Here is a 24,024-nt window from a genome sequence, read left to right on the forward strand (position 1 = left end):
TTGATGTTCCAAATATGCCAGGTGGAATAACCCAACACACTCAGCTCACTTCAAGGAGCCGGCTCTGCACATTACAATCTTGGTGGTTGTAACGAGACATACGAGCCAGCTTAAACTTTAAACGATCACAACGCACCTTGAATGCCCATGACCGCAAGCCGCCGCCCACATGTCCCTTCATCTACATCAACAATGTCAAAGAACATTCCTGCCTCAAACCTTTCGGTTGAAGCGCCAGCGAACCGGCGATAGGAGGACCGGAACAGAGGCGCCAATCAATTGATCGGCACCGCGTCCCGGCTAGAAAAGAGCAAACTCGCTATCCGCTTCTGCGAAGCGACCCGAAGGCCAGCGAGGCGACCGGCGGGAGAAGCGAAGAGCGTCTCGTCGTCCGGTGAAGCTGCTTATATGGGCGGCTTCGGAAGGCGTCAACAACGTTTTTGCAGTTTTTTCGGTTCCATGTCGTTTTCGATCGCTGGCGGCTGTCCGGCGGCCTCCGGCAAGTCGTTTCGAACGATACCTTCCCCCTCGCCTGTCGCCGCGCCATAAGGATGCACCCGCGCGCGACGAACGTGCGCCTGCATGAGAGGATTTGATCGTGTCCCCCGCCCCCGCCGCTGCACGCTCCGAAGACCGCCATTGGACCCGCGAGGCGATCCGGCGACTGGAGGCGGACTTTTGTCGCTCGGCGGATACGCATCTGATCCGGGTCGAACTGCCGGCGACGCCAGGGATCACCCTCTACCTGAAGGACGAATCGGTGCACCCGTCGGGGAGCCTGAAGCATCGGCTCGCGCGGTCGCTGATCCTCTACGGCCTGTGCAATGGCTGGATCGGGCGCGATACCGTGCTGGTGGAGGCGACGAGCGGATCGACGGCGGTGTCCGAAGCCTATTTCGCGCGCCTGCTCGGGCTGCGGTTCGTGGCGGTCGTGCCGCGCAGCATCGCCAGCGCCAAGATCGCCGCGATCCGCTTTCAGGGCGGTGAGGTGCATTTCGTGGATGATCCGCGCGAGGTCTATGCCGCTGCGCAGGACCTGGCCGATGCGCATGGCGGCCATTATCTCGACCAGTTCACCTATGCCGAGCGTGCGACCGACTGGCGCGGCAACAACAACATCGCCGAATCGATCTTCGCCCAGTTGGCGAAGGAGGATCATCCGGAGCCGAGCTGGATCGTGTGCGGTGCGGGCACCGGGGGCACCTCGGCGACGCTGGGCCGCTTCATCCGCTATGGACGGCACAGTACACGGCTGTGCGTGGCCGATCCGCAAGGCTCGGTCTTCCATCGCCACTTCGCCGATCCGTCGATTACTACTGTCGAGGGCGATTGTTCGGGGATCGAGGGGATCGGCCGGCCGCGGGTCGAGCCGTCCTTCGTGCCCAGCGTCATCGATCGGATGATTGCGGTGGACGACGCCGACAGTATCGGCGCGATGCGTGCACTCAGCCAGCGGCTTGGCCGCCCCGTCGGCGGATCGACGGGGACCAACATCGTCGCCTGCGCTGCGCTGATCGCCGAGATGGCGGCCGTCGGGGCCGAAGGATCGGTCGTCACCATCCTGTGCGATTCGGGGCTGCGCTACAGCGACACCTATTTCGATGACGACTGGCTGGCGGCGCGGGGGCTGGACTGGCGACCGGCGGCGGCGCGCTATACGGCGTTCCTGGGAGCGGCGGCTTGATCCCGCTCAGCATCACCGACCTCTTCACCATCGGCATCGGCCCGTCGAGTTCGCACACAGTCGGGCCGATGCGCGCGGCCCATGCCTTTGCGACGATGCTGGCCGAGGACGCGATCGTGCCGGAGCGCGTCTATTGCGACCTGTACGGATCGCTGTCGCTGACCGGGCGGGGCCATGCGACCGACATCGCAGTGCTGCTGGGGCTGTCGGGCGCAACACCGGAGGGTGTCGATCCGGACGCGGTGGCAGGAATCGTCGCAGAGATACGCGCCAACCACCGCCTCATTCTTGCTGGCAAGACCCCGCTCCCGTTCGATCCCGAGCGCGACATCGTGTTCCACCCCGGTTTCCTGCCCGGCCATCCCAACGCCATGGCGTGCACCGCAGTGCTCACCGATGGCAGCCGGATCACCCGCCGTTACTATTCGGTCGGCGGCGGCGCGATCCGGGGCGAGGGCGAGGCGCCGCCGCGGATCAACCTGACGCTTCCGCACGCCTTTGCGACCGGCAACGACCTGCTCGCGCTATGCGCCGACACCCGCCAGTCGATCGCCGAGATCGTCGCGGCGAACGAAAGCGCTTGGCGGCCGGAGGCAGAGACGCTGGAGTTCCTCGACGCGGTGCGCGCGGCGATGCTGGGGTCGATCGACCGGGGCTGCGCCGGCAGCGGCGAACTGCCCGGCGGGTTGAAGGTCCAGCGCCGCGCGCGGGCGATCCGCGAAAAGCTGCTGGAGCGTGGCCCGCGTACCGATCCCAGCGTCGTGTTCGAATGGGTCAGCCTGTGGGCGCTGGCGGTGAACGAGGAGAATGCAGCGGGCGGGCGCGTGGTCACCGCCCCGACCAACGGCGCGGCGGGGGTAATCCCGGCGGTGCTCAAATATTACGAGACCTTCGTCCATGGATCGACGCGTGCGGGCGCGCAGGCACTGCTGATGACCGCTGCTGCCATCGGCTTTCTCTACAAGCAGAACGCGTCGATCTCGGCGGCCGAGATGGGGTGCCAGGGCGAGGTCGGCGTCGCCTGTTCGATGGCGGCCGCAGGGCTTGCCGCAGCGCTGGGCGCGACGCCGGCGCAGGTGGAGAATGCCGCCGAGATCGGCATGGAGCACAATCTCGGCCTCACCTGCGACCCGATCGGCGGGCTGGTGCAGATCCCCTGTATCGAGCGCAACACGATGGGCGCGATCAAGGCGATCAACGCCGCCTATCTGGCGCTGCACGGCGACGGCCGCCACATCGTCAGCCTCGATCAGGTCATCGAAACGATGCGCCAGACGGGTGAGGACATGAAAAGCCAGTATAAGGAAACCAGCCAGGGCGGCCTGGCGGTCAACGTCGTCGAATGCTGAAGGAACCCGGATTGTCTGCACTGCCCGATTTCGCCGCGATCACGCCCGACACGATCGTCCCGACGCTCGACGCCCTGCTGGCCGAGCGCGATGCAGCGGCCGACGCCGCCAAGGCCGCCGAGCCGAGCTTTGCCGCCACCTGGTTGCCGGTTGAGCAGGCCGATGTGGCGCTCGACAATTTCTGGTCGAGCGTGTGGCACCTGCATGCGGTCGCCGACACGCCGGAGCTGCGCGCGGCGCATGCGGCGGGACAGGCGGTGCTGACCGAGCGGGGCATCGCCGCGCAGCAGGACCGCGCGATGTTCGACACGCTGCGGTCGCTGGCGGTGACGCCGGACTTCGCCCAGCTGGACGACGCCGACCGGGTCGCGGTCGAACGGTCGATCCGCGACCGGACGCTGGCCGGGGTCGCGCTGGACGACACCGCGCGCGAGCGGTTCAAGGAAGTCGCGACCGAGCTGTCGGCGTTGCAGACCGCATTCGCCAGCGCGGTGCTGGACGCGACCGATGCGTGGACGCTGCACGTGACCGAAGAGGCGCGGCTGGCCGGGCTGTCGGAGGCGGACCGGGCGATGATGGCCGCCGCCGCCGAAGCACGCGGGCTGACCGGATGGGTGGTCACACTACAACAGCCGAGCGTCGTCGCGGTGCTGACCTTTGCCGAGGATCGGAGCCTACGCGCCGAGGTCTATCGCGCCTATGGCACGCGGGCGTCGGATCAGGGGCCCGATGCGGGCAAGTTCGACAATGGTCCGCGCATCCGCCGCATCCTCGAGCTGCGCCACGAAGCGGCGCGGCTGCTGGGCTTTCCCGATTCCGTAGCCCGGTCGCTCAGCACCAAGATGGCGCCGGACGTGGGCGAGGTGCTGGCGTTCCTTCGCGACCTGGCGCAGCGGGCACGGCCGCATGCCGAGGCGGAGATTGCCGAACTGCGTGCCTTTGCCGCCGAGCATCTGGGGATCGACGACCTGCAACCCTGGGATATCGGCTTTGTCGGCGACCGGTTGAAGCGGCATGCCCATGCGATCGACCAGTCGGTGGTGAAGCAGTATTTCCCGGTCGACCGGGTGCTGGCCGGATGGCGCGCGTTGCTGGGGCAGCTGTTCGGGCTGACGCTGACCGCGCGGCCCGACGTCACGACCTACCACCCCGATGCGCGCTATTACGACGTGGCGGACGAGGGCGGCGTGTTCGCCGGGCTGTACCTCGACCTGCATGCGCGACCGGGCAAGAAGGGCGGCGCGTGGATGGCCCCTGCCCGCCCCTATCTGACCGATGCCAGCCTGCCGGTCGCGTACATGGTCTGCAACTTCGCGCCGACCGGCGGGGCCACGCCGCTGCTGAGCCATGACGACGTGACGACGTTGCTGCACGAGACGGGGCATTGCCTGCACCACCTGTTCACCCGTGTGCCGCGCCCGGACATTGCCGGCACGACCGGGTTCGAATGGGATGCGGTGGAGCTGCCGAGCCAGTTGATGGAGGACTTCGCATGGGAGCCCTCCGTGCTGGCCGCCATGTCGGACCATGTCGAGACGGGCGAGCCGTTGCCGCGCGACCTGTTCGAGCGGATGCTGGCGGCGCGGCGGTTCCAGTCGGGCATGTTCCTGGTCCGGCAGATCGAGTTCGCGATGTTCGACCTGTTGCTGCATCTGGGCACCCAGGGCGACGACCCGATGGCGGTGATCGAGGCGGTGCGCGACGAAGTGGCGGTGGTGCGGCCGCCGGCATGGCACCGTTTCCCCAACAGCTTCGCCCACATCTTCGCCGGGGGCTATGCGGCGGGCTATTACAGCTACCTTTGGGCGGAGTTGCTGGCGGCGGACGGCTTTGCCGCGTTCGTCGAGGCGGGGACCGTGGACCGGGCGACCGGCGACCGGCTGCGCGAGACGGTGCTGAGCCAAGGGGCGGTGCGGCCGGCGATCGAGCTGTTCCGCGCGTTCCGGGGGCGCGATCCCGATCCGGCGGCGATGCTGGCGCGGCATGGGCTGGTGTGAGGCGGAAGTTGACGAAGGTTGCGGGATTCGAATGTTTGCGCGAGCCTGTCGGCATTGACCGCCAAGTCATAGTGAGTTGATTTAGCCTGCTTTTTTTTCGGTGACCGAAGGTGGCGCAGTGTCACCTTTGCCGGCGGAAGTTTGCACGATGTCGCGTTCGGCGTGGTTTTGCGACAGGCGGAGAAGCGGGACCCCGGATCAAGTCCGGGGTTACGCATTCTGCCGGGCTTTGCGGTAGCGAGCGATCACGATGGGAAAGAGCGGTCGCCATCCTGACCGCCCGTCACCGTGTAGGAAAGGCGTTTCACCCGCCCGCGAACACCGCGCGTTTCGCGGCGGCGATGGCACGGCCCAGCGCGGGGAGCGGCACGTCGGTCAGGGTGATGCGCAGGGTGCGGTCACCGGCCGGCGTGACCTCTGCGTGGCCCTCGGGCAGGGCGATCTCCACGGGGCCGCCGGGGTTGAAATCCGGGCGATGGGCGATGGTGACCGTGATCGGCGCGGCGGGATCGGGTAGCGCGCCTTCGCGCCGCAGGGCTGAGGGAGCGCGGCCGAAGGCGGACTGGAACGCCTCGTTGAAGCGGCGCACGCTGCCATAGCCGGCGGCGAAGGCGATGTCGGTCAGCGGCAGGCGGGTATCGTGGACGAGATGCTTGGCGAGGTGCAGCCGCCGCGTCGCCTCGATCGCGAGCGGGGTGAGACCCAGATGTTCGACGAACAGCCGGCGCAGATGGCGGTCGGTCATCCCCAGCCGCTCGGCAAGCATCGCGACGCCGCCCTCCGCCAGTGCCCCGTCGTCGATCAGGCGCAGCGCGCGGTGGATCGAAGCGAGCGTGCCGGCCCAGGCCGGGCTGTCGGGTGCGGTTTCGGGGCGACAGCGCAGGCAGGGGCGATAGCCCGCCGCCTGCGCCGCCGCCGCGCTGGCGTGGAAGGTGACGTTGGCGCGGTCGGGCGTGCGCGCCGGACAGACCGGGCGGCAATAAATGCGGGTGGTGTGCACCGCAGTGAAGAACAGCCCGTCCATCGCCGGGTCGCGCCGCTGGATCGCGGCATAGCATTGGTCGGGGTCGAGCATGGGTGTGACCTTATCGACGGCACGGCTTGCGACTAGCGAAAATCGGACATGGGCGTGGCGTCATGTCCGTTTTCCGCTGGCAGTCGATCCGGTGCGCAGCCAGATTGCCAGGCATGATGATGCTGTATCAGGAACTGCTCCCCAGCCCGGTGGGGACGATCACCATCCTGACCGATGGCGACGGGGTGCTGCGCGTGCTGGAATTCGAGGATTTCGGTGCGCGGATGGAGCGGCTGTTGCGGCTGCACTACGGGCCGGGCGGCTGGCAGGTCGTGCCGGCGACACGGACCAGCGACGCGATGCGGGCGATGACCGCCTATTTCGCGGGCGACGTAACGGCGATCGACGGGCTGCCGACCGCGACCGGGGGAACCGCGTTCCAGCGTTCGGTGTGGGCTGCGCTGCGCTCTGTCGAGGCGGGAAGGACGGTCGCCTATGCCGACATCGCCGCCGCGATCGATCGGCCGGGCGCGGTGCGGGCCGTGGGCCTCGCCAACGGATCGAACCCGATCGCGATCGTCGTGCCGTGCCACCGGATCATCGGTCGGTCGGGGGCGCTGACCGGCTATGGCGGCGGGCTGGAGCGCAAGCGGTGGTTGCTGGCGCATGAGGGGGTCGGGTTGGTTTAATTGGGTTCACGCGGAGGCGCGAGGAAGGGAAGAGTGATGTTTCGCGCAGAGGCGCAGAGGACGCAGAGGGGTTGCGTCCCGCGCGGTCGGTGCGCGACCGGAAGACCGTAGCGCCCTTTGCAACGGGAAATGAAGCCGCTGGCGCGGATGAGGCTGCATCAAGCACAACCTCTCCGCGCCCTCTGCGCCTCTGCGCGACAATCTACCTTCCCTTCTTCGCGCCCTTCGCGTGAACCAATCTTCTTTAGACCAACGCCGCGCTCACATCTCCACCCGGTGCCAACAAGGCATAGGCCCTCTCGACCGCCGCGACGAACTCCGCGTCCTCGCCCAGGTCGCCAATAACATCGCGCATTGTCAGCAACGCCGCTGGCTCCCCTGCCCGCGCCAGCAGCGCATCGGCGCGGGGGTCGACGAGTTTTTCGCCGCTGGCCTTGCGTCGTTCGAGGAAGCGGAACCATGCGGCGATCGGCACCGCCAGCCGCTCGACCGAACGCCCGGCCGCCCGCGCGTCGCGGATCGTGTCGCATAGCCGATAGGGCAGCTTTTGCGATCCGTCCCACGCGATCTGCGCCAGCTGGTGCGCGATCGCCGGGTTGGCGAAGCGCGCCAACACCGCATCGATATAGGCCGACAGGTCCATTTCGGCAGGCGGCGTGATCGACGGCGCGATATCCTGCCGCATCAGCCGTTCGGCGAACGCCGCGAGCGGGGCGCAGGCCATCGCGTCGCGCACCGTCGTCAGGCCCAACAGGATGCCGAGATAGGCGAGCGACGAATGCGCGCCGTTCAGCAGGCGGAGCTTGGCGTTTTCGAACCCGCGCACATCGCGGGTGAATTTTGCGCCGGCAAGATCGAAGGGCGGGCGGTCGCCGGCGAAATCGTCCTCGATCACCCATTGCGCAAAGCCTTCGCGCTGGATCGGCCATGCATCCTCCAGCCCGGTGGCGGCAAGGACCGATGCCCTGAGGGCGTCGTCGGTGGCAGGCGTGATCGAATCGACCATGGTCGAGGGGAAGCGGACGTTGTCGTCGATCCACCTCGCCAGATCGGGATCGCGCGCGGCGGCGAGATCGCGGACCGAGCGGCGGAAGCGATGGCCGTTGTCCGCGAGATTGTCGCACGACAGCAGCGTGATCGCGCCGCCGCCCGCCGCCCGGCGCGCCGCCAAGCCGGCGACCAGCCAGCCGGACAGGGTCGACGGCTCCGCGCCGGTTAGTTCGCGGACGATGGCGGGATGCTCCATGTCGAGGGCGCCGCTGCAGTCGAGGTGATAGCCCTTCTCCGTCACGGTGGTCGTCACCATCCGCGTGGACGCCGCGGCGATGCGCGACAGGATCGCGTCGCGGCGCTGCGCCGTCAACAATTCGGTGATCGAGCCGATGACGCGGTGCCGCGTCTCCGCGCCTAGCAACGCCAGCGTATAGAGGCCGTCCTGCGGCGCCAGCGCATCGGCGACCCCGGTCGAGTTGAGCGCGACCGCGCTGATCGCCCAGCGCGGGTCCCGCCGCAAGATGCTGTCCACATAGGCCGCCTGATGCGCGCGATGGAACGCGCCGGGGCCGATATGGACGATGCCCGGCGTCAGCGCGCTCCGGTCGTAATCGGGGCGGGCTATGGCGGCCGGCAGATGGCCAAGCGTCGCGTCGGACAGCCTCACAGCTTGTACGCCTGCTTGACGAGGCCATAGGCCAGGTCGTGGGCGACGGCGTGCGCATCCTCCTCGTCCAGCCGATGTTCGGCCACCAGTCGGGCGAGGAAGGCGCAATCGACGCGGCGGGCGACGTCGTGGCGCGCCGGGATCGACAGGAAGGCGCGGGTATCGTCGTTGAACCCGACGGTGTTGTAGAAGCCGGCCGTCTCGGTCGTCATCTCGCGGAAGCGGCGCATCCCCTCCGGCGAATCGTGGAACCACCATGCCGGGCCGAGCTTCAGGCAGGGATAATGGCCCGCCAGCGGCGCCAGTTCGCGGGCATAGGTCGATTCATCGAGCGTGAAGAGGATGACGGTCAGTTCGGTCGAGGTGCCGACGACGTCGAGCATCGGCTTCAACGCCGCGACATAATCGGTGCGGGTCGGGATGTCGGCGCCCTTGTCGCGACCATAGGCGTCGAACAGGCCGCGATTGTGGTTGCGGAACGATCCGGGGTGAAGCTGCATCACCAGCCCGTCATCGATCGACATGCGCGCCATTTCGGTCAGCATCTGCGCGCGGAACAGTTCGGCATCGGTCGCATCCGCCGCGCCTGCGACGACCTTGGCGAACAGGGCTTCGGCCTCGGCGGGCGAGAGGTTGGCGGTACGCGCGGTCGGATGGCCATGGTCGGTCGAGGTGGCGCCGGCGGCGATGAAGTCCTGCCGCCGTTTGCGGTGGGCGTTCAGATAGCCGGTCCAGTTATGGACGTCCTCCCCCGTCAGTTCGGCGAATGTGGCGAGCGCTCCGCGAAAGGCTTCGTGTTCGCAGTCGATCACCGCATCGGGGCGATAGGCGGTGACGACCCGCCCGCCCCAGCCGCTTTCCCGTATCGCGCGGTGATGGTCGAGCGGGTCGTCGGCGCCTTCCGTCGTCGCGATCAGTTCGATGCCGAACCGGTCGAACAGCGCGCGCGGGCGATAGGCGTCGGTCGCGAGCAGTTCGCCGATCCGGTCGTAATAGTCGTCGGCATTGGCGGCGGTCAGTGCTTCGGTGAACCCGAAGACCGCGCCGAACACATGGTCGAGCCACAGCCGCGACGGGGTGCCGCGGAACAGATGCTGGTGGGCGGCGAACACCCGCCATGCCTTGCGCGGATCGGCGACGATCGTCCCGTCGCGACGCGGGACGGCGAGGTCGTCGAGCGCGATCCCCTGGCTGTAGAGCATGCGGAACAGATAATGGTCGGGCGACAGCAGCAGCTCGGTCGCGTTGGTCCATGGGCGGTTCGTCGCGAACCAGGCCGGGTCGGTATGGCCGTGCGGGCTGACGATCGGCAGGTCGCGGACGGCGGCATAGAGGCTGCGGACGATGCCGCGCGTCGTCGGATCGGCCGGGAACAGGCGGTCGGGGTTCAGCAGCAGCGCGGGCATTTCAGTCTCCTTGCGCCTTCGATGCGACATTGTGCCAGCGCTGGCAACGGTCTATTTAGCCGCAATGGCTGACCCAAATCCTGCCCGCGCCGTCCGGGTCGATCGCGACGACGACGTCGCCCTGCTGCTCGATCCGGTGGCGGCGGGGGGCGCGGTGCGGTTCGACGATGCGACCGTGGTGGCGCGGGAGGACATTGCCCAGGGGCACAAGATCGCGGTGCGGGCGGTGGCTGCGGGCGCTCCGGTGCGGCGCTATCGCGCGGCGTTCGGGGTGGCGACGCGGGACATTGCGGCGGGCGAGCATGTCCATGTCCACAATGTCCGGACGGCGCTGTCGGGCGAGGATGCCTATCGCTACGTCCCTGCCCTGCCGCCCCAGGCCGAACGTCGCGCGGAGCCGGGCTTTGCCGGCTATGTCCGTGCCGATGGCAGCGTGGGTACGCGCAACGAAATCTGGGTGCTGCCGACGGTCGGCTGTGTCGGGCGGCTGGGCGAGCGGATCGCAGGCTTGGCGGGGCCGCGCCATACCGGGCGGGTCGACGGGGTGCATGCGTTCAACCATCCGTTCGGCTGTTCGCAGCTGGGCGACGACCTGAACCGGACGGGCGCGATCCTCGCGGCGCTGGCGTGCAATCCCAATGCCGGGGGCGTGGTGCTGCTCGGCCTCGGGTGTGAATCGAACCAGCTGGATGCGATGCTCGCGCGACTGCCCGCCGATGTACTGGCGCGGGTGCGGACGGTGCGGGCGCAGGCGAGCGCCGACGAGTTTGCCGAAGCGATGGCGGCGGTCGACGAACTGGCCGAAGCGGCGACGGCGAAGCGGGTGCCGGTGCCGCTGTCGGCGCTGCGGCTGGGCGTGAAGTGCGGCGGGTCCGATTCGATGTCGGGGCTGACCGCCAACCCGCTAATCGGGCGGATGACCGACCGGGTGGCGGCGGCGGGCGGCACGGTGCTGATGACCGAAATCCCCGAGATTTTCGGGGCGGAACGGCTGCTGATGGCGCGCTGTGCCGATGAAGCCGTGTTCGACCGGCTGGTCGAGGTGACCAACCGGTTCAAGCGCTATTTCCTCGACCATGGCGAGCCGGTGTCGGAGAATCCCAGCCCCGGCAATATCGCGGGCGGGATCACCACGCTGGAGGAAAAGTCGCTGGGCGCGGTACAGAAGGGCGGCGTGGCGACCGTCACCGACGTGCTCGACTATGGCGAGCCGGTGCGGAAGGCCGGGCTGTCGGTGGTCGATGGGCCGGGCAACGATGCGGTGTCGACGACCGCGCTGGCGGCGGCGGGGGCGACGATCACGCTGTTTTCGACCGGGCGGGGCACGCCGCTGGGGTCGCCGGTGCCGACGATGAAGATCGCGACCAATCGTGATCTGGCGACGCGCAAGGGGGGGTGGATCGATTTCGACGCCAGCATCGCGCTGGACGAAGGGCAGGATGCGGCGGCGGATGCGTTGCTGGCGCGGATCGTGGCGGTGGCGTCGGGCGAGCCGGCGCGGAACGAGGCAAACGAGGAACGCGCGATTGGGATTTGGAAGTCGGGGGTTACGCTGTAGGCGGCTTGCCCGCCCAGCATCGCTGGCCCACTATTGCGCCATGTCGCGCCGCTGCCTGCCCCTGATCGCGCTGCCGGTCCTGTTTCTGGCCGGCTGTGACCCACCAGCGAAGCGCTATTCCGACGCCGAAATGAATTTTTTCGATGCTGCACTACCGGGCATGACCCCAGAATGCCGCAATAAGATGCAATTTGGCGGCATTGGCGCGATGCCTCAGGATACCGACGAGTGTTACAAGACGTCCTTGCCCCGACGCTGGCAGGGACTGTGGCGCAATTCGTTTGAAAGCCACGTGTTCTGCGAGACGCCAGCGACGCGATGCCAGATCGAACCGGATGCCGATCCGCAGCCGGTCTATACTTGGATCGAGTTCAAGGACCCCATTGATCCGCGCGTGAAGCAAGCGGCAGAGGGATTGTACCGGATCGATTTCATCGGTCGCAGGACCGTCATTCCCGGCAATTACGGCCATTTCGGGCTGGCTCGACATGCCATCGTTGTGGACCGGGTGTTGTTCATCGACCGGCAGGACCGACCGGCAACGTCCGAACCGACGTCAGACCGGCGAACGATCAACCAAGTGCAGTAAGTCCGTCGCGATACCGCTTCGCCTTCCCAACATACACCGCCGCCGACATCCGCAACCCGGCGAGTTGCTCGTCGGTCAGCGTCTTGACCGCGCGTGCCGGGGCGCCGACGATCAAGCTCTTGGGCGGAAAACTCTTGCCCTCGGTCACCAGCGCCCCTGCCCCGACCACGCAATCCTCGCCGATCACCGCGTGGTTCAGCACCGTTGCTCCCATGCCGATCAGCACGCGGTCGCCGATGGTGCAGCCGTGGAGCACCGCGCGGTGGCCGATGGTGCAGTCTTCGCCCAGCGTCAGCGGCGCGCCGGGGTCGCTGTGGAGGACTGCGCCGTCCTGCACGTTGCTGCGCGCGCCGATGACGATCGCGCCATTGTCGGCGCGGACCACGGCGCCGAACCAGATGCTGGCCCCCGCCCCCAGCCGCACCGCGCCGATCAGGTCGGCGGACGGCGCGACCCAGCTGTCGGAGGCAAGGTCGGGAGTGGCGTCGGCGAGGGCGTAGATCGGCATGGCGCGGAGGCTATCATCCCGCGACGACGGGGGCGAGTTTCGCGCGCAACAATTTGTCGAACCGGTCGAGCGGGCAGCGCTTCGCACAGCCGGGGATGGAGATCGGGCGATCGATCACCTTCGCAGTCCCCTTACGGATCGCGTCGAGCGGCTGCACCCGGTAGGAGACGGTGACATACGGTCCCCGCGCGTCCCACCTGCGGGTCAGCACGAGTGCGCCGCCGGGGGCCGCATCGTTCCGCGCGAAACCGGGCGCGTCGAGATCGACGCCGAGTGCCGCCGCCAGCGCGGTGACGTTGGTGTCGTGGCCGACCAGCACTTCGAGGCGCGGACCATTCGCGGCGGTGAGCGTCCGCAGCATATGGTCGCCGACCGGCCCGGTCTGATGCGCGGTCATATAGGGTGAGCGGGTGAAGACGTCGAACAGCGCGGCGTGGAGCGCGCCCAGCCGGCGGATCGTCGCGGCATCGGCGCGGCCGAAGCCGACGTCGCGCATCGGCATCCCCTCGGCATATTGCAGCAGGATCACCTGCGCGGTGCCCGACGTCGCGCGGATCGGCCCGGTAAAGTCGACGCCGCGTCCATCGGCGGAGGGTTTCAGCGTCGCCAGGCCCGGCGTCGAACAGCCCGCGGGCAGGCCGCAGCCGAGCACGCGGTCGAGTTCGCGGATCGTGGCGGCATGGCGGGCGGTCAGCGCGTTCACCCCGCCGGTATAGGCGGTGATCGCCGCGACGGCCTTCGTCGCGTCGAACGCGGTCGCGCCGGCGCGCAGCGGTTCGAACAGCGGGTCGGTCTTGCCCTCCGGGTTATGCTCGACAGTCAGGTTGCAGCCGGGAGCGAGCGCGTCGGCATAGGCGCGGCCGGTGGCGATGGTGCGCTCGGGCGTGTTGGTGTGGATGCGGACGGTGCCGGGCGCGGGGCAGCCGGCGCCATTCAGCCAGCGGCGGTCGTGGCGGGCGAGTTGGGCGATTGCCCGAGCACCGTGGGGGGTGAGGAATTCGGGGGCGACCGGCCATGTCGGCCACTGTCCGGCGACCTTCGTGTCGAGCGGCGCCTCCCCGGTGATCGGCGCGCGCACGCCGTGGCGCATCAGCATCACGACGCGCTCCACCCGGTCCTGCGCTGCGGCGGGTAGCGGGGTCAGCAGGGTTGCGGCGAGGAGCAGGAGGCGCATGATTCGTCCTTGTCTTCGTAAAGGGCCGTACCCCGCGCAGGCGGGGGTCCAGAGCGACAAACGGGATCGCTCTTGGCTCTGGACCCCCGCCTGCGCGGGGGTACGGTCGTTTACTTCTTCGTCACCCCGGACTTGATCCGGGGTCTCGCTGTTGCGCAACGGCGGAAGAAGAAGCGGGACCCCGGGTCAAGCCCGGGGTGACGTCAGGGGTAGGCGTCACGACGCGGCATACGGACGCGGGCGGCGACGCTGACGCCGCCCACCCCCTCACATCTTCATCGTCAGGCTGAACTGGAACACCCGGCCGGTCTTCAGATAGCCGCCGTTGCGGTCGTTGGAGATATATTTCTCCGTCTTCCCCACGGTCGCCCAATAGGTGTGCTGGTCGAGCAGGTTGCGCGCCGACACGCCGATTTCGAGATTGTCGGTGACTTCGTACGCGGCACCGAAGTTCAGCTCGCCGACCGGCTGGACATAGATGTCCGGCTGGCTGTCCTGCACCGCCGCCAGGAACTTGCCGGTATAGTTGTACCACAGGTTCGTGCGGAACCCGCCGCCGGCATAGAAGACCTCCGCATTATAGATCAGGTCCGGTGCCTGCGGCAGCGTGCTGGTGCGGGTGGTGCGCACGCCGTTCAGCGGGATGACGTAGTTCGCCTCGGTCTTCTGGTAGGTGATGTTGCCGCCCACGCCGAAATTGCCGAGGAACGCGCTGTCGACCATGTCGCCGACGGTGAAGCGGCCCGATGCCTCGACGCCCTTCGCCGTGCCGCCGCCGCCGTTGATCGGGCGGGTATAGGTGATGCCGTCGATCGTCTCGCCCGCGGTCCGGGTCGCGGTGGTGACGACGAAGTTCGACAGGTCTTTGTAATAGGCGGCAAGCTGGACGTAGCGGCCGACGCCCATCTGGACATCGACGCCCGCGTCATAGCTCCATGCCTGCACCGGCTTCAGGTCCGGGTTGGGCTGGCTGATCGCGGTGATCGCGTTGCCCCGTGCCGCGTCGCGGGTGATCCGGGTCGGGCCGGCCAGCAGGTCGAACGCCGGGCGGGCATAGCTCGAACGGGCCGAGGCGCGGACGGTCAGGTTGCCGTTCGGCTTCCACGCCGCCAGCACGCTCGGGTCGACATGGTCGTAATCGCGACCGGCATTGACGAAGCGCGCGCCGTCGCTGTCGCTCAGATAATAGCGCGCGGTGAAGCTGTTATCCTCGTACCGGATGCCCGGCATCACTTCGAGATTGCCGAAGGTCAGCGTGGCGGTGCCGTACAGCGCCTTGCGCCGTTCGCTGCCGTCGAGCAGCCCCTGGTTGATCGTCGCCTGCGCGATGACCATCGGATCGACGAACCCGCGCACCTGCGCATCGAGCTGCGCCCGCGACAGCACCTTGAGCGGGCGTGCCGGATAATAATCGAGGAAGTCCTTCAGGACATAGCCCAGATACTGGTTGATCGACGGCCCCTGCACCGTGCCGTTCTGCAGCGGCGTGAGGAAGCGATAGCGGGTATTGTCGGGGGCAAGGCTGCGGCCGTCGCGGTCCGCGTCCTCATACAGTCCGCCGACCTCGACCGACAGGAAGTCGTCGTTGGTCCAGCCGATGCTGCCCTTCAGCGTCTTCTTGGTTTCGCTGAGATAGTCATAGCCGCGCTGGACATAGAGCTGGGTCGGACGGTCGAGCGAGGAGACGAAGGCGGTCGCCCCGGCCGACAGCACCGGGCGCGGCGATTTCGGGTTGGACAGGTCGACGACGACGCCTTCGGTCGCGGCACCGGTGTTGGTCGCAGTGCCGTTATAGGCGATGCCGCGGAACGCCGCCTCGATCCGGGTCGGCTGGTCGAAGCGGCCATCGGCATAGGCGCCTTCCAGCGCGGCGGTGAAGCCATTCCAATGCGCCTTCGCGCCCAGCTGGGCCGAGAACAGTTCCTGTTCGATATCCTCGGTACGGAAATAGCTGGCCGGGTTCACGCCCTGCGGGGTGTAGACGCCCGCCGCGTTATAGGCGCGGGTGGTGCTGCCGTCGCGGCGCGTGCGCAGCGGATTGCCGCTCGACTGGCCGCTGGTCGTCTCGTTGCGCAGACCCGTCTGGTTCATCGTGTTGGTGTTGAGATATGTGGCGTAGTTTACGCGGGCGAACAGGTCGATCGCGTCGCTGCGGAAATCGAACGCGCCGGTCGCGCCGTACCGCTTGATCTTGTTGTTGTAGAAATTCCACTGCACGCCGTTGCCCGACAGCGCGTTGGGATTGTCGCGCGCGGTGCCGACGTCGAACTGCGTCGTCTGGTAATCGCTCTGCACCGCGGTCGATTCGGCCGCGTTGCCGCGCTCTTCATAATAGCCCGCGAGGTACCCGCCGAACTGGTGGTCGCTGCCGAAGCGGCGCGCGGCGTCGAGGCCGATCGCCCCGCCGAACGCTTCCTGTTCGCGGTCGAGCGCGAGGCCGGCGACCTGCCCCAGCACGCGGGCGCGGGTGAAGCTCTGGTTGAAGTCGAACGCGGTCGGAGTGCGCAGGTCGACGATGCCGGCGATGCTGTCGGCATCCTTGGCGGCGCCCGGCGTCTTGTCGGTGACGATGCCGCCGATCGCGAAGGGTGAGAAGAGGTTGAGCGAGATCGCGCGGTTGTTGCCCGAGGTCTGCGGCAGGCGCAGGCCGTCGAGGGTATAGGCGTTGTAGCTGGTGTCGAAACCGCGGATCGTCACGAACTGCGCTTCGCCGGTCGCGCTCTGGTTGCGGCCCTGGTCGCGGCTGACCGAAACGCCGGGCAGCATCTTGGCGAGGTCGGCGATGCTGGTCTGCGAATGGATCGCCACGTCGCCGGTAGTAACGATGTCGATCGTGGCGATCGCCTGCTGTTCCTCGTTCAGCGCGGTGCGCTGCCGACGGCCGTTGACGACGATGTCGTCGGTCAGCGATTCGCTGGCGGTCTGCTGCGGTTCTTCCGTCGCGGGCAGCGCGGTCGCGTCCTGCGCAAGGGCGGCGGCGGGCAGCAGCGCGCCCAGCGTCAGCGCGGCGATGCCGCTGGACAGGACGAGCGCATGGGCGCGCCGCCGGCGTGCCGGCAGCGTCGGGATCGACGACATGGATATTCCCCCTGGGACGTGTTCTGGATGATGCGGGGTTGTTCCCCGTTGGCCCGCGCCCCTAGGCGGCTGCTGTGTATATTTTATGACACTTGCCGTTCATATCCATGAATCCGCCAATATGAGCGATCCAGTTCACAAAATTTGATGGAATCCTGTTGATATCCGCATGGATCGCTTGTCTCGCGACCTGTCGGCGATATGGTGTGCGCCCATGATGAAGCGCCGCGACCGCCGCCAGGAGATCCTCGACCTGCTCGCGCAGGGGGAGCCACTGGGCATTCACATGCTGGCCGATACGCTGACCGTGTCGGACGAGACGGTGCGCCGCGAGCTGCGGCTGCTGGAGGCGGACGGGCTGGTCGAGCGCATCCATGGCGGCGCGCGGCTGGCGAAATCGGTCGAGGAAGGGCCGTTCGAGGCGCGGCTGCATCGCAATGCCGGCGCGAAGCAGCGCATCGCCGCCGCCGTCGCACAGACGGTGGCCGATGGCGACTCGCTCTATCTCGATGCCAGTTCGACCGCCTTCCATGTCGCGCAGGCTTTGAAGGGGAAGCGCGACCTGACCATCGTCACCAACGCGCTGGGCGTCGCGGCGGAATTGGGCGGGCGCTATGGCAACCGGCTGTATCTCGCCGGGGGCGAGCTGGACGAACGCTATCGCGCATTTTTCGACGCTACTGCACGGGCCTATCTGGCACAGTTCCGGCCGGCCATGGCGATCGTGTCGACCGAATCGGTCGATGTCGCGGCCGGCTTCACCGATTATCACATCGGCGAGGGCGAAGTGTGCCGCCAGATGATTGCCCAGTCGCGGCGGGTGACGATGGCGGTCGACGCATCGAAATTCGACCGGGCGAGCGTGGTCGCGGTGGCGTCGTTCGCGGAGGTCGACCGAATCGTCTCCGATCGGGAGATGGACGACGCCTATGCCGGGGTGAGTGCCGGCGTCGAATGGATCGTCGCATGATCCGCTGGCTGGCGCTGGCGCTGGCGATCGTCGTCCTGCCTGCCGATGCGCGCGACCTGCGCGTGATGAGCTTCAACGTGCGCTATCCCAACCCGGACGACGGCGCGAACCGGTGGGAGGCGCGCGCACCGATCCTGATCGACACGATCCGTAGCGCAGATCCGGACGTGATCGGCACGCAGGAATTGTACCGGCGACAGGGCGACGCGATCGTCGCTGCCCTGCCGCACTGGCGCTGGTTCGGGCGCGACCGGCATGGGGGCCATGCCGACGAGCATATGGGCATCCTCTATCGCACCGACCGGCTGCGGCTGGTGCGGCACGGCGATTTCTGGCTGTCCGCGACCCCCGACCGGGTGGGGAGTGCGAGCTGGGGCATCGATCTGCCGCGCATGGTCAGTTGGGGCGAGTTCCGGCGGGCGGACGGCCAACGCTTTGTGCTGTTCGACACCCATTTCCCGCATCGCGACGTCGATGCGGTGGCGCGGACGAGGGCGGCAGAGGTGCTGCTCGGCCGGATGCGGGGCATCGCCGGGCGGTTGCCGGTGGTGGTGACCGGCGACCTGAACGCGCAGCCCGACAGCGCGGCCTATCGGGTGTTCACCGGCGCGCTGACCGATGCGTGGCAGCAGGCGCCGAAGCGGTCCGGGCCGGTGCTGACGTTCCACGACTTCACCGGCACGCCGGACCGGCGGATCGATTATGTGTTCGTGCGCGGGTTGCGGCCGGTATCGGCGCGGGTAGCGACCGACCATCGCGGCCCGCGCTACCCGTCCGATCATTTCCCGGTGGTGGTGGATCTGCACTGAGGGGCGGACATTTGCCCTGCTCAAATTGTCACCCCGGACTTGATCCGGGGTGACGGGCGGGATCACCCCCGCCGCCGCACCAGCCACACCGTATCGCCGGCATCGTCGACCACGAAGATCGCGCCGTCGGCCCGCGTCTGGATGCTGACCGGGAGGCCATAGACGGTGCCCTTCTTCGCATCCGCCACGAATCCGGTCAGGAACGGCTGCGGCTCGCCGGTCGGACGACCCTCGGCAAAGGGCACGGCGAGCACGTCATAGCCGCTGAAGCTCGACCGGTTCCACGATCCGTGCCGCGCGACGAACGCGGTCGGCGTGCCCTGCTTGGCAAAGGCGATGCCGAGCGCCGCCGCATGCGCGCCGACCGCGACGTCGGGCAGCAGCGTGGTGGCGAGCAGTTCGCGCTTCTCGTTGGCGTGGCGCGGGTCCTGCTTGCCGAAATAGCTGTACGGCCAGCCGTAGAAACCGCCTTCGCGCACCCCGACCAGATAGTCGGGGGCGATGTCGTCGCCGATCTCGTCGCGCTCGTTGACCGCGGTCCACAGGGTGTTGGTGCCCGGCACGAAGTCCATGCCGACCGGATTGCGCAGCCCCGACGCATAGGTCCGCTCGCGCCCGGTGGTCAGGTCGATGGCGAGGATCGCGGCGCGGCGCTTTTCCTCTTCCATGCCATATTCGCCGACATTCGACGCCGACCCGACCGACACGAACAGCGTACGCCCGTCGGGGCTGAGCAGCAGGTTGCGGGTCCAGTGGTTGTTATAGCCACCGGCGGGCAGGGTCGCATGGGTACGCGGCGCCGCGGTGATGCTGGTCTGGCCCGGCTGATAGGGGAAGCTGACCACCGCATCGGTATTGGCGACATACAGCCGGCCATTGGCGTACTGCATCCCGAACGGCTGGTTCAGATTCTCGCGCAGCACGAAGCGCTGTTCGGCGATCCCGTCGCGGTTCGCGTCGCGCAGCAGGGTGATGCGGTTGGCGCTGTAGCCGGTGGTCTTCGACAGCGCCTGTCCGCGCGCGACCTCCGGATCGGCATCGAGCTTGGGCAGGGTGCGCGCTTCGGACACCAGCATGTCGCCATTGGGCAGCAGCAGCGCCTGGCGAGGATAGTCGAGCCCGCCGGCGAACTTCACGACCTCCCAGCCCCGCGGCGCGGTGGGAGCGCGGCCTTCGGGCCAGCCGATGGTGACCGGATGGTTGACCACCGATTCGGTCGCATAGGGCGGCGCGGTTTCGGTGTAGCCTGGAATCGATTTCTGCGGCGCCTGCGCGAAGGCGGCGGTCGAGAACAGGGCAAGCGTCGTCGCGCCCAGCGTGCGAAGGTTCATTGCGAGTCCCCATGTTGCCATGGGGGCGTGAACCGGGCGCGCGCCGCGCGGCTCCGTCAGCAATGAAATGATACGGGATCGGTACGGATATGATCCTCCCCGGCACGGGGGGGGACCGTCGCCGAAGACGATGGTGGAGGGGCTTGGCCGCGCAACGCAGCCGTGCCGTATGTCGACGCCCCCCTCCACCAGCTTCGCTGGTCCCCCTCCCCGAGCCGGGGAGAATATGGGTTATTCCACTGTCACCGACTTCGCCAGGTTACGCGGCTGGTCGACGTCCGTCCCCTTGGCCACCGCGACATGGTACGCCAGCAGCTGCACCGGCACTGCATAGACGATCGGCGCGATCAGCGGGTGGACCTTGGGCATGGTGATCGTCGCCACCGCGCCGTCGCCCGCCGCCTGGATACCGTCATAGTCGGAGATCAGCACGACCTTGCCGCCGCGCGCCTGCACTTCCTGCATGTTGCTGACGGTCTTGTCGAACAGCGGGCCCGACGGTGCGATGACGATGACCGGCACGGACTCGTCGATCAGCGCGATCGGACCATGCTTCATCTCGCCGGCGGCATAGCCCTCGGCATGGATATAGCTGATTTCCTTGAGCTTCAGCGCCCCTTCCAGCGCCAGCGGATAATCGGTGCCGCGCCCCAGATACAGCACGTCGCGCGCAGCGGCGATGACGCCGGCCATCCCCTCGATCGCCTCGTCATAGGCGAGCGCACCGTTGATCGACGCGGGCGCTTCGGCAAGGTGGCGGACGATGCTGCGTTCCTCGGCCTCGCTCAAGCGTCCCTTCGCCTTGGCGAGGTTCGCGGCGAGTGCTGCCAGGACCGCGAGCTGGCAGGTGAACGCCTTGGTCGAGGCGACGCCGATTTCCGGGCCGGCATGGGTGGGGAGCAGCAGGTCGGCCTCGCGCGCCATGGTGCTGGTCGGCACGTTGACGACGACGGCGATGGTCTGTCCCTCGCTCTTGGCATGGCGAAGTGCTGCCAGCGTGTCGGCGGTCTCGCCCGACTGGCTGATGAACAGGGCGAGGCCGCCCTCCTCCATCACCGGCGCGCGGTAGCGGAACTCGCTGGCGACATCCAAGTCGACCGGCACGCGCGCGAATTGTTCGAACCAGTATTTGGCTACCATGCCGGCATAGAAGCTGGTGCCGCACGCGACGATGGTGACGCGCTTGATGCCCGACAGGTCGAATTCGGGGATCGGCAGCGACACGCGCCCTTCGAAGCGCTGGAGATAGCCGCGCAGCGTCTGGGCGACGACGATCGGCTGTTCGTAGATCTCCTTCTGCATGAAGTGGCGGTGATTGCCCTTGTCGATCAACGCGCCGGTGACGCCGGACAAAGTGACCGGGCGGTCGACGGGGTTATTGTCGCGGTCGAAGATATCGGTGCCGTCGCGGCGGCAGACGACCCAGTCGCCCTCCTCCAGATAGGCGATGCGCTGCGTCAGCGGGGCGAGCGCCAGCGCGTCGGAGCCGAGATACACCTCGCCCTCGCCATAGCCGACGACGAGCGGCGAGCCCAGCCGCGCCCCGATCAGCAGGTCGTCATGCTTGCGGAACAGGATCGCCAGCGCGAAGGCACCGTGCAGGCGCGGCAGGATCGCCTTCACCGCGTCCTGTGGCGACAGCCCGGCCTCGACCTGTTCGCTGACCAGATGGGCGACGACCTCGGTATCGGTCTCGCTGGTGAACACCCGGCCGCGCGCGGTCAGTTCCTCGCGCAGCGGCTTGAAATTCTCGATGATGCCGTTGTGGACCACCGCGACCTCGTCGGTCGCGTGCGGGTGGGCGTTGTCGGTGGTCGGGCCGCCATGCGTCGCCCAGCGGGTATGGGCGATGCCGATATTGCCGGGCAGCGGATGCTCGGCCAGTTCGGCGGCAAGGTTCTTGAGCTTGCCCGACGCACGGCGACGCTCGATCGACTGCCCCTCGACCGTGGCGATGCCCGCCGAGTCATAGCCGCGATATTCGAGGCGCTTCAGGCCATCGAGCAAGCGGTCGGCGACGCTTTCAGTGCCGATGATGCCAACAATTCCACACATAGTCTTGTCTCCGGCGGGATGCCCGCTTGGTTATTTCTTGGCGGCTTTCAGGGCGGCCTGCTTGTGGCGGAACCGCTTGGCCCAGCCGGGATGGTCGGCGCGTTCGGCGCGGACCAGCGCCAGCGCGTCGGCCTCGACATCGCGAGTCACGACCGATCCGGCGGCGACCAGTGCGCCGTCGCCGATCCTGACCGGCGCGACCAGCGCGCTGTTCGACCCGATGAACGCGCCTTCGCCGATCTCGGTGCGGTATTTGAAATAACCGTCATAATTGCAGGTGATCGTGCCCGCGCCGATATTGACGTTCGCGCCGACGCTGGCATCGCCGAGATAGGTCAGGTGGTTGGCCTTGGCCCCCACCCCCAACGTCGTGTTCTTGACCTCGACGAAATTGCCGACGCGGCTCCCCTCGCCCAGCACCGCGCCGGGGCGCAGCCGCGCATAGGGGCCGACATCCGCCTCGGTCGCGACGGTCGCGCCTTCCAGATGGCTGAAGGCGTGGATCGTCACGTTATCGGCGACGGTCACGCCGGGGCCGAACACGACATTGGGTTCGATCGTCACGTCGCGGCCGAGCTGCGTATCGTGCGCGAAGAACACGGTTTCGGGCGCGATCAGCGTCACGCCATCAGCCATGGCGCGGGCGCGGCGCTTGGCCTGCCACGCACCTTCGACCGCCGCCAGTTCGGCGCGGCTGTTGATGCCGGCCACTTCGTCCGCTGCCGTCTCGATCACCACCGCGCCGCGTCCGTCGGCGATGGCGAGCATGACGATGTCGGGGAGGTAATATTCGCCCGCCGCATTGTCGTTGCCGACCCGTTCGAGCAGCGCCCACAGATCGGCCGAGCGCACCGCGGTCACGCCGCTGTTACAGAGGTCGACCGCGCGCTCTTCTGCCGAGGCGTCCTTATATTCGACCATCTTGGCGATGTTGCCGGCATCGTCGGCGACGATCCGGCCATAAGCCGCCGCGTCAGCCGGGCGGAAGCCGAGCACCGCGACCGCCGGGCGATCGTCCTGATCCAGCCGCGCGGTCAGCCGGGCGACGGTATCGGCCGACAGCAACGGAGTATCGCCGAAACAGACCAGCACGATGCCGTCGTGGCCGGCGAGCGTTTCCTTCGCCTGCAACGCGGCATGCGCGGTGCCCAGCTGTTCGCGCTGCCACGCGATCTCGACACCTCGGCCGGCGACCGCCTTCTCGACCTGTTCGCCGACCGCACCGACGATCACCACCCGGCGGGTGACGTTCGCGGCGGACAGGCTGTCGAGCAGATGGAACAGCATCGGCTGTCCGGCGAGCGGGTGCAGCACCTTGTGCTTCGACGACTTCATGCGGGTGCCCTGCCCGGCGGCGAGGATCACGGCAGCGATGGGTTGTGCGATCATGGGGGCCGTCTGTGGCACACGACCCTTGCCAATTCCATATCGCGCGCGCCAATGCCGATGATGATGACAACAATTTCATTCGATATCGTCGGCTTCGACCTCGACGGGACCTTTATCGATACCAGCGGCGACCTGACCGATGCGGTGAATCATGCTTTGGCCGATGCCGGGCGGCCGCTGCTGACGCGCGAACAGGTCATTCCGATGATCGGCGGCGGGGCCAGGCACATGCTGCGGCAGGGGATGGAAGCGACCGGCGGCTGCGACGAGGCGGAACTGAACCGGCTCCACCGGCTGCTGCTCGATTATTACGAAGCGAACATCGCCGTCCATTCGCGACCCTTTCCGGGCGCGATGGCGGCGCTCGACCAGCTCGACGCGATGGGGGTCAAGGTCGCGATCGTCACCAACAAGCTGGAGGGGCTGGCGCTGCGGTTGCTGGACGAACTCGACCTCACCCGCCGCTTCGGTTGCGTCATCGGTGGCGATACGCTGGGGCCGGGCAAGTCCAAGCCCAACCGCGCGCCGATCGACGCGATGATCGAACGCTGCGGCGGCGGGTGCGCCGCGTTCGTCGGCGATTCGCATTTCGATATCGATGCCGCCAGGAATGCCGGCATCCCCAGCATCGCCTGCTCGTTCGGTTTCATGATGCAGCCGGTCGCCGAGCTGAGGGCCGATGCGGTGATCGATCATTTCGACGAACTGATCCCGACGCTCGCGCGTTTGGCCGCCTGACCCCTTCCCCTTTCGAGGAACTGCC

General features: G+C 67.7%; 18 protein-coding genes. 9 read left to right on the plus strand and 9 right to left on the minus strand.

Annotated features, from left to right (window positions below; translation table 11 throughout):
- The first annotated feature begins 598 nt into the window (after positions 1-598).
- Genes CA237_RS12780 through CA237_RS12790 form a run of 3 tightly spaced genes read left to right on the plus strand, consistent with a single transcriptional unit; the run spans position 599 to position 5,030 of the window.
- Positions 599-1,684, plus strand: coding sequence for a PLP-dependent cysteine synthase family protein (locus CA237_RS12780; RefSeq protein WP_066690951.1), 1,086 nt, complete (start codon positions 599-601; stop codon positions 1,682-1,684).
- A complete protein-coding gene (locus CA237_RS12785) occupies positions 1,681-3,033 on the plus strand; it encodes an L-serine ammonia-lyase (protein ID WP_232307974.1) in 1,353 nt (450 codons plus the stop codon). Before CA237_RS12780 ends, CA237_RS12785 begins: the two co-directional genes overlap by 4 nt.
- 11 nt (positions 3,034-3,044) lie before the next feature.
- Positions 3,045-5,030 carry a M3 family metallopeptidase gene (locus CA237_RS12790; protein WP_332307333.1) on the plus strand — a complete coding sequence of 662 codons (1,986 nt, stop codon included), beginning with the start codon at positions 3,045-3,047 and terminating at the stop codon, positions 5,028-5,030.
- A 304-nt stretch (positions 5,031-5,334) separates the two neighbouring features.
- On the opposite strand, the gene CA237_RS12795 is transcribed toward CA237_RS12790, so the two are convergent.
- Positions 5,335-6,105, minus strand: a complete 771-nt coding sequence (locus CA237_RS12795) for an Ada metal-binding domain-containing protein (protein ID WP_066690935.1) — start codon at positions 6,103-6,105, stop codon at positions 5,335-5,337.
- Between the two features lie 113 nt (positions 6,106-6,218).
- Here CA237_RS12795 and ogt point away from each other — a divergent pair, with 113 nt between their 5' ends.
- The gene (gene ogt, locus CA237_RS12800; RefSeq protein WP_232307975.1) at positions 6,219-6,734 is read left to right on the plus strand and encodes a methylated-DNA--[protein]-cysteine S-methyltransferase; all 516 of its coding nucleotides are present in this window, start codon (positions 6,219-6,221) and stop codon (positions 6,732-6,734) included.
- Between the two features lie 244 nt (positions 6,735-6,978).
- Here ogt and CA237_RS12805 read toward each other — a convergent pair whose 3' ends face one another.
- Together CA237_RS12805 and uxaC are read right to left on the minus strand one after the other, a co-directional pair.
- Positions 6,979-8,394, minus strand: a complete 1,416-nt coding sequence (locus CA237_RS12805) for a mannitol dehydrogenase family protein (RefSeq protein WP_066690938.1) — start codon at positions 8,392-8,394, stop codon at positions 6,979-6,981.
- A complete protein-coding gene (uxaC, locus tag CA237_RS12810; RefSeq protein ID WP_066690940.1) occupies positions 8,391-9,800 on the minus strand; it encodes a glucuronate isomerase in 1,410 nt (469 codons plus the stop codon). The genes CA237_RS12805 and uxaC overlap by 4 nt, the downstream gene beginning before the upstream one ends.
- A gap of 64 nt (positions 9,801-9,864) precedes the next feature.
- Here uxaC and CA237_RS12815 point away from each other — a divergent pair, with 64 nt between their 5' ends.
- Together CA237_RS12815 and CA237_RS12820 are read left to right on the plus strand one after the other, a co-directional pair.
- Entirely contained in the window at positions 9,865-11,358 is a 1,494-nt protein-coding gene (locus CA237_RS12815) for an altronate dehydratase family protein (protein WP_066690942.1), read from the plus strand.
- A gap of 40 nt (positions 11,359-11,398) precedes the next feature.
- Positions 11,399-11,947, plus strand: coding sequence for a hypothetical protein (locus CA237_RS12820; RefSeq protein ID WP_126014296.1), 549 nt, complete (start codon positions 11,399-11,401; stop codon positions 11,945-11,947).
- On the opposite strand, the gene CA237_RS12825 is transcribed toward CA237_RS12820, so the two are convergent.
- From CA237_RS12825 to CA237_RS12835, 3 genes are all read right to left on the minus strand, one after another.
- The gene (locus CA237_RS12825; protein WP_066690948.1) at positions 11,931-12,455 is read right to left on the minus strand and encodes a gamma carbonic anhydrase family protein; all 525 of its coding nucleotides are present in this window, start codon (positions 12,453-12,455) and stop codon (positions 11,931-11,933) included. The genes CA237_RS12820 and CA237_RS12825 overlap by 17 nt on opposite strands.
- A 13-nt stretch (positions 12,456-12,468) precedes the next feature.
- The gene (locus CA237_RS12830) at positions 12,469-13,629 is read right to left on the minus strand and encodes a histidine-type phosphatase (protein WP_126014298.1); all 1,161 of its coding nucleotides are present in this window, start codon (positions 13,627-13,629) and stop codon (positions 12,469-12,471) included.
- 267 nt (positions 13,630-13,896) lie between these two features.
- The gene (locus tag CA237_RS12835; protein WP_066690498.1) at positions 13,897-16,707 is read right to left on the minus strand and encodes a TonB-dependent receptor; all 2,811 of its coding nucleotides are present in this window, start codon (positions 16,705-16,707) and stop codon (positions 13,897-13,899) included.
- Between the two features lie 214 nt (positions 16,708-16,921).
- On the opposite strand from CA237_RS12835, the gene CA237_RS12840 reads away from it, so the two are divergent.
- On the plus strand, positions 16,922-17,677 hold the full coding sequence (locus CA237_RS12840) for a DeoR/GlpR family DNA-binding transcription regulator (protein WP_066690496.1): 756 nt from the start codon (positions 16,922-16,924) through the stop codon (positions 17,675-17,677).
- Positions 17,674-18,486 (plus strand): endonuclease/exonuclease/phosphatase family protein, encoded by an 813-nt coding sequence (locus tag CA237_RS12845; RefSeq protein ID WP_198158547.1) that lies wholly within the window; start codon positions 17,674-17,676, stop codon positions 18,484-18,486. Before CA237_RS12840 ends, CA237_RS12845 begins: the two co-directional genes overlap by 4 nt.
- Before the next feature lie 62 nt (positions 18,487-18,548).
- Here CA237_RS12845 and CA237_RS12850 read toward each other — a convergent pair whose 3' ends face one another.
- The 3 genes from CA237_RS12850 to glmU all read right to left on the minus strand — a co-directional run bounded on the left by CA237_RS12850 (position 18,549) and on the right by glmU (position 23,261).
- On the minus strand, positions 18,549-19,817 hold the full coding sequence (locus CA237_RS12850; protein WP_126014300.1) for a sorbosone dehydrogenase family protein: 1,269 nt from the start codon (positions 19,815-19,817) through the stop codon (positions 18,549-18,551).
- 231 nt (positions 19,818-20,048) lie between these two features.
- Complete coding sequence (glmS, locus tag CA237_RS12855) at positions 20,049-21,872, minus strand: glutamine--fructose-6-phosphate transaminase (isomerizing) (protein ID WP_126014302.1); 1,824 nt, start codon at positions 21,870-21,872, stop codon at positions 20,049-20,051.
- A 30-nt stretch (positions 21,873-21,902) separates the two neighbouring features.
- Positions 21,903-23,261 carry a bifunctional UDP-N-acetylglucosamine diphosphorylase/glucosamine-1-phosphate N-acetyltransferase GlmU gene (gene glmU / locus CA237_RS12860; protein ID WP_126014304.1) on the minus strand — a complete coding sequence of 453 codons (1,359 nt, stop codon included), beginning with the start codon at positions 23,259-23,261 and terminating at the stop codon, positions 21,903-21,905.
- Positions 23,262-23,324: 63 nt separating this feature from the next.
- On the opposite strand from glmU, the gene CA237_RS12865 reads away from it, so the two are divergent.
- Positions 23,325-23,999, plus strand: coding sequence for an HAD-IA family hydrolase (locus CA237_RS12865; protein ID WP_126014306.1), 675 nt, complete (start codon positions 23,325-23,327; stop codon positions 23,997-23,999).
- The last annotated feature ends 25 nt before the right edge of the window (positions 24,000-24,024 follow it).

The organism is Sphingomonas sp. ABOLH, from assembly GCF_003951715.1.
Classification (GTDB): domain Bacteria; phylum Pseudomonadota; class Alphaproteobacteria; order Sphingomonadales; family Sphingomonadaceae; genus Sphingomonas; species Sphingomonas hankookensis_A.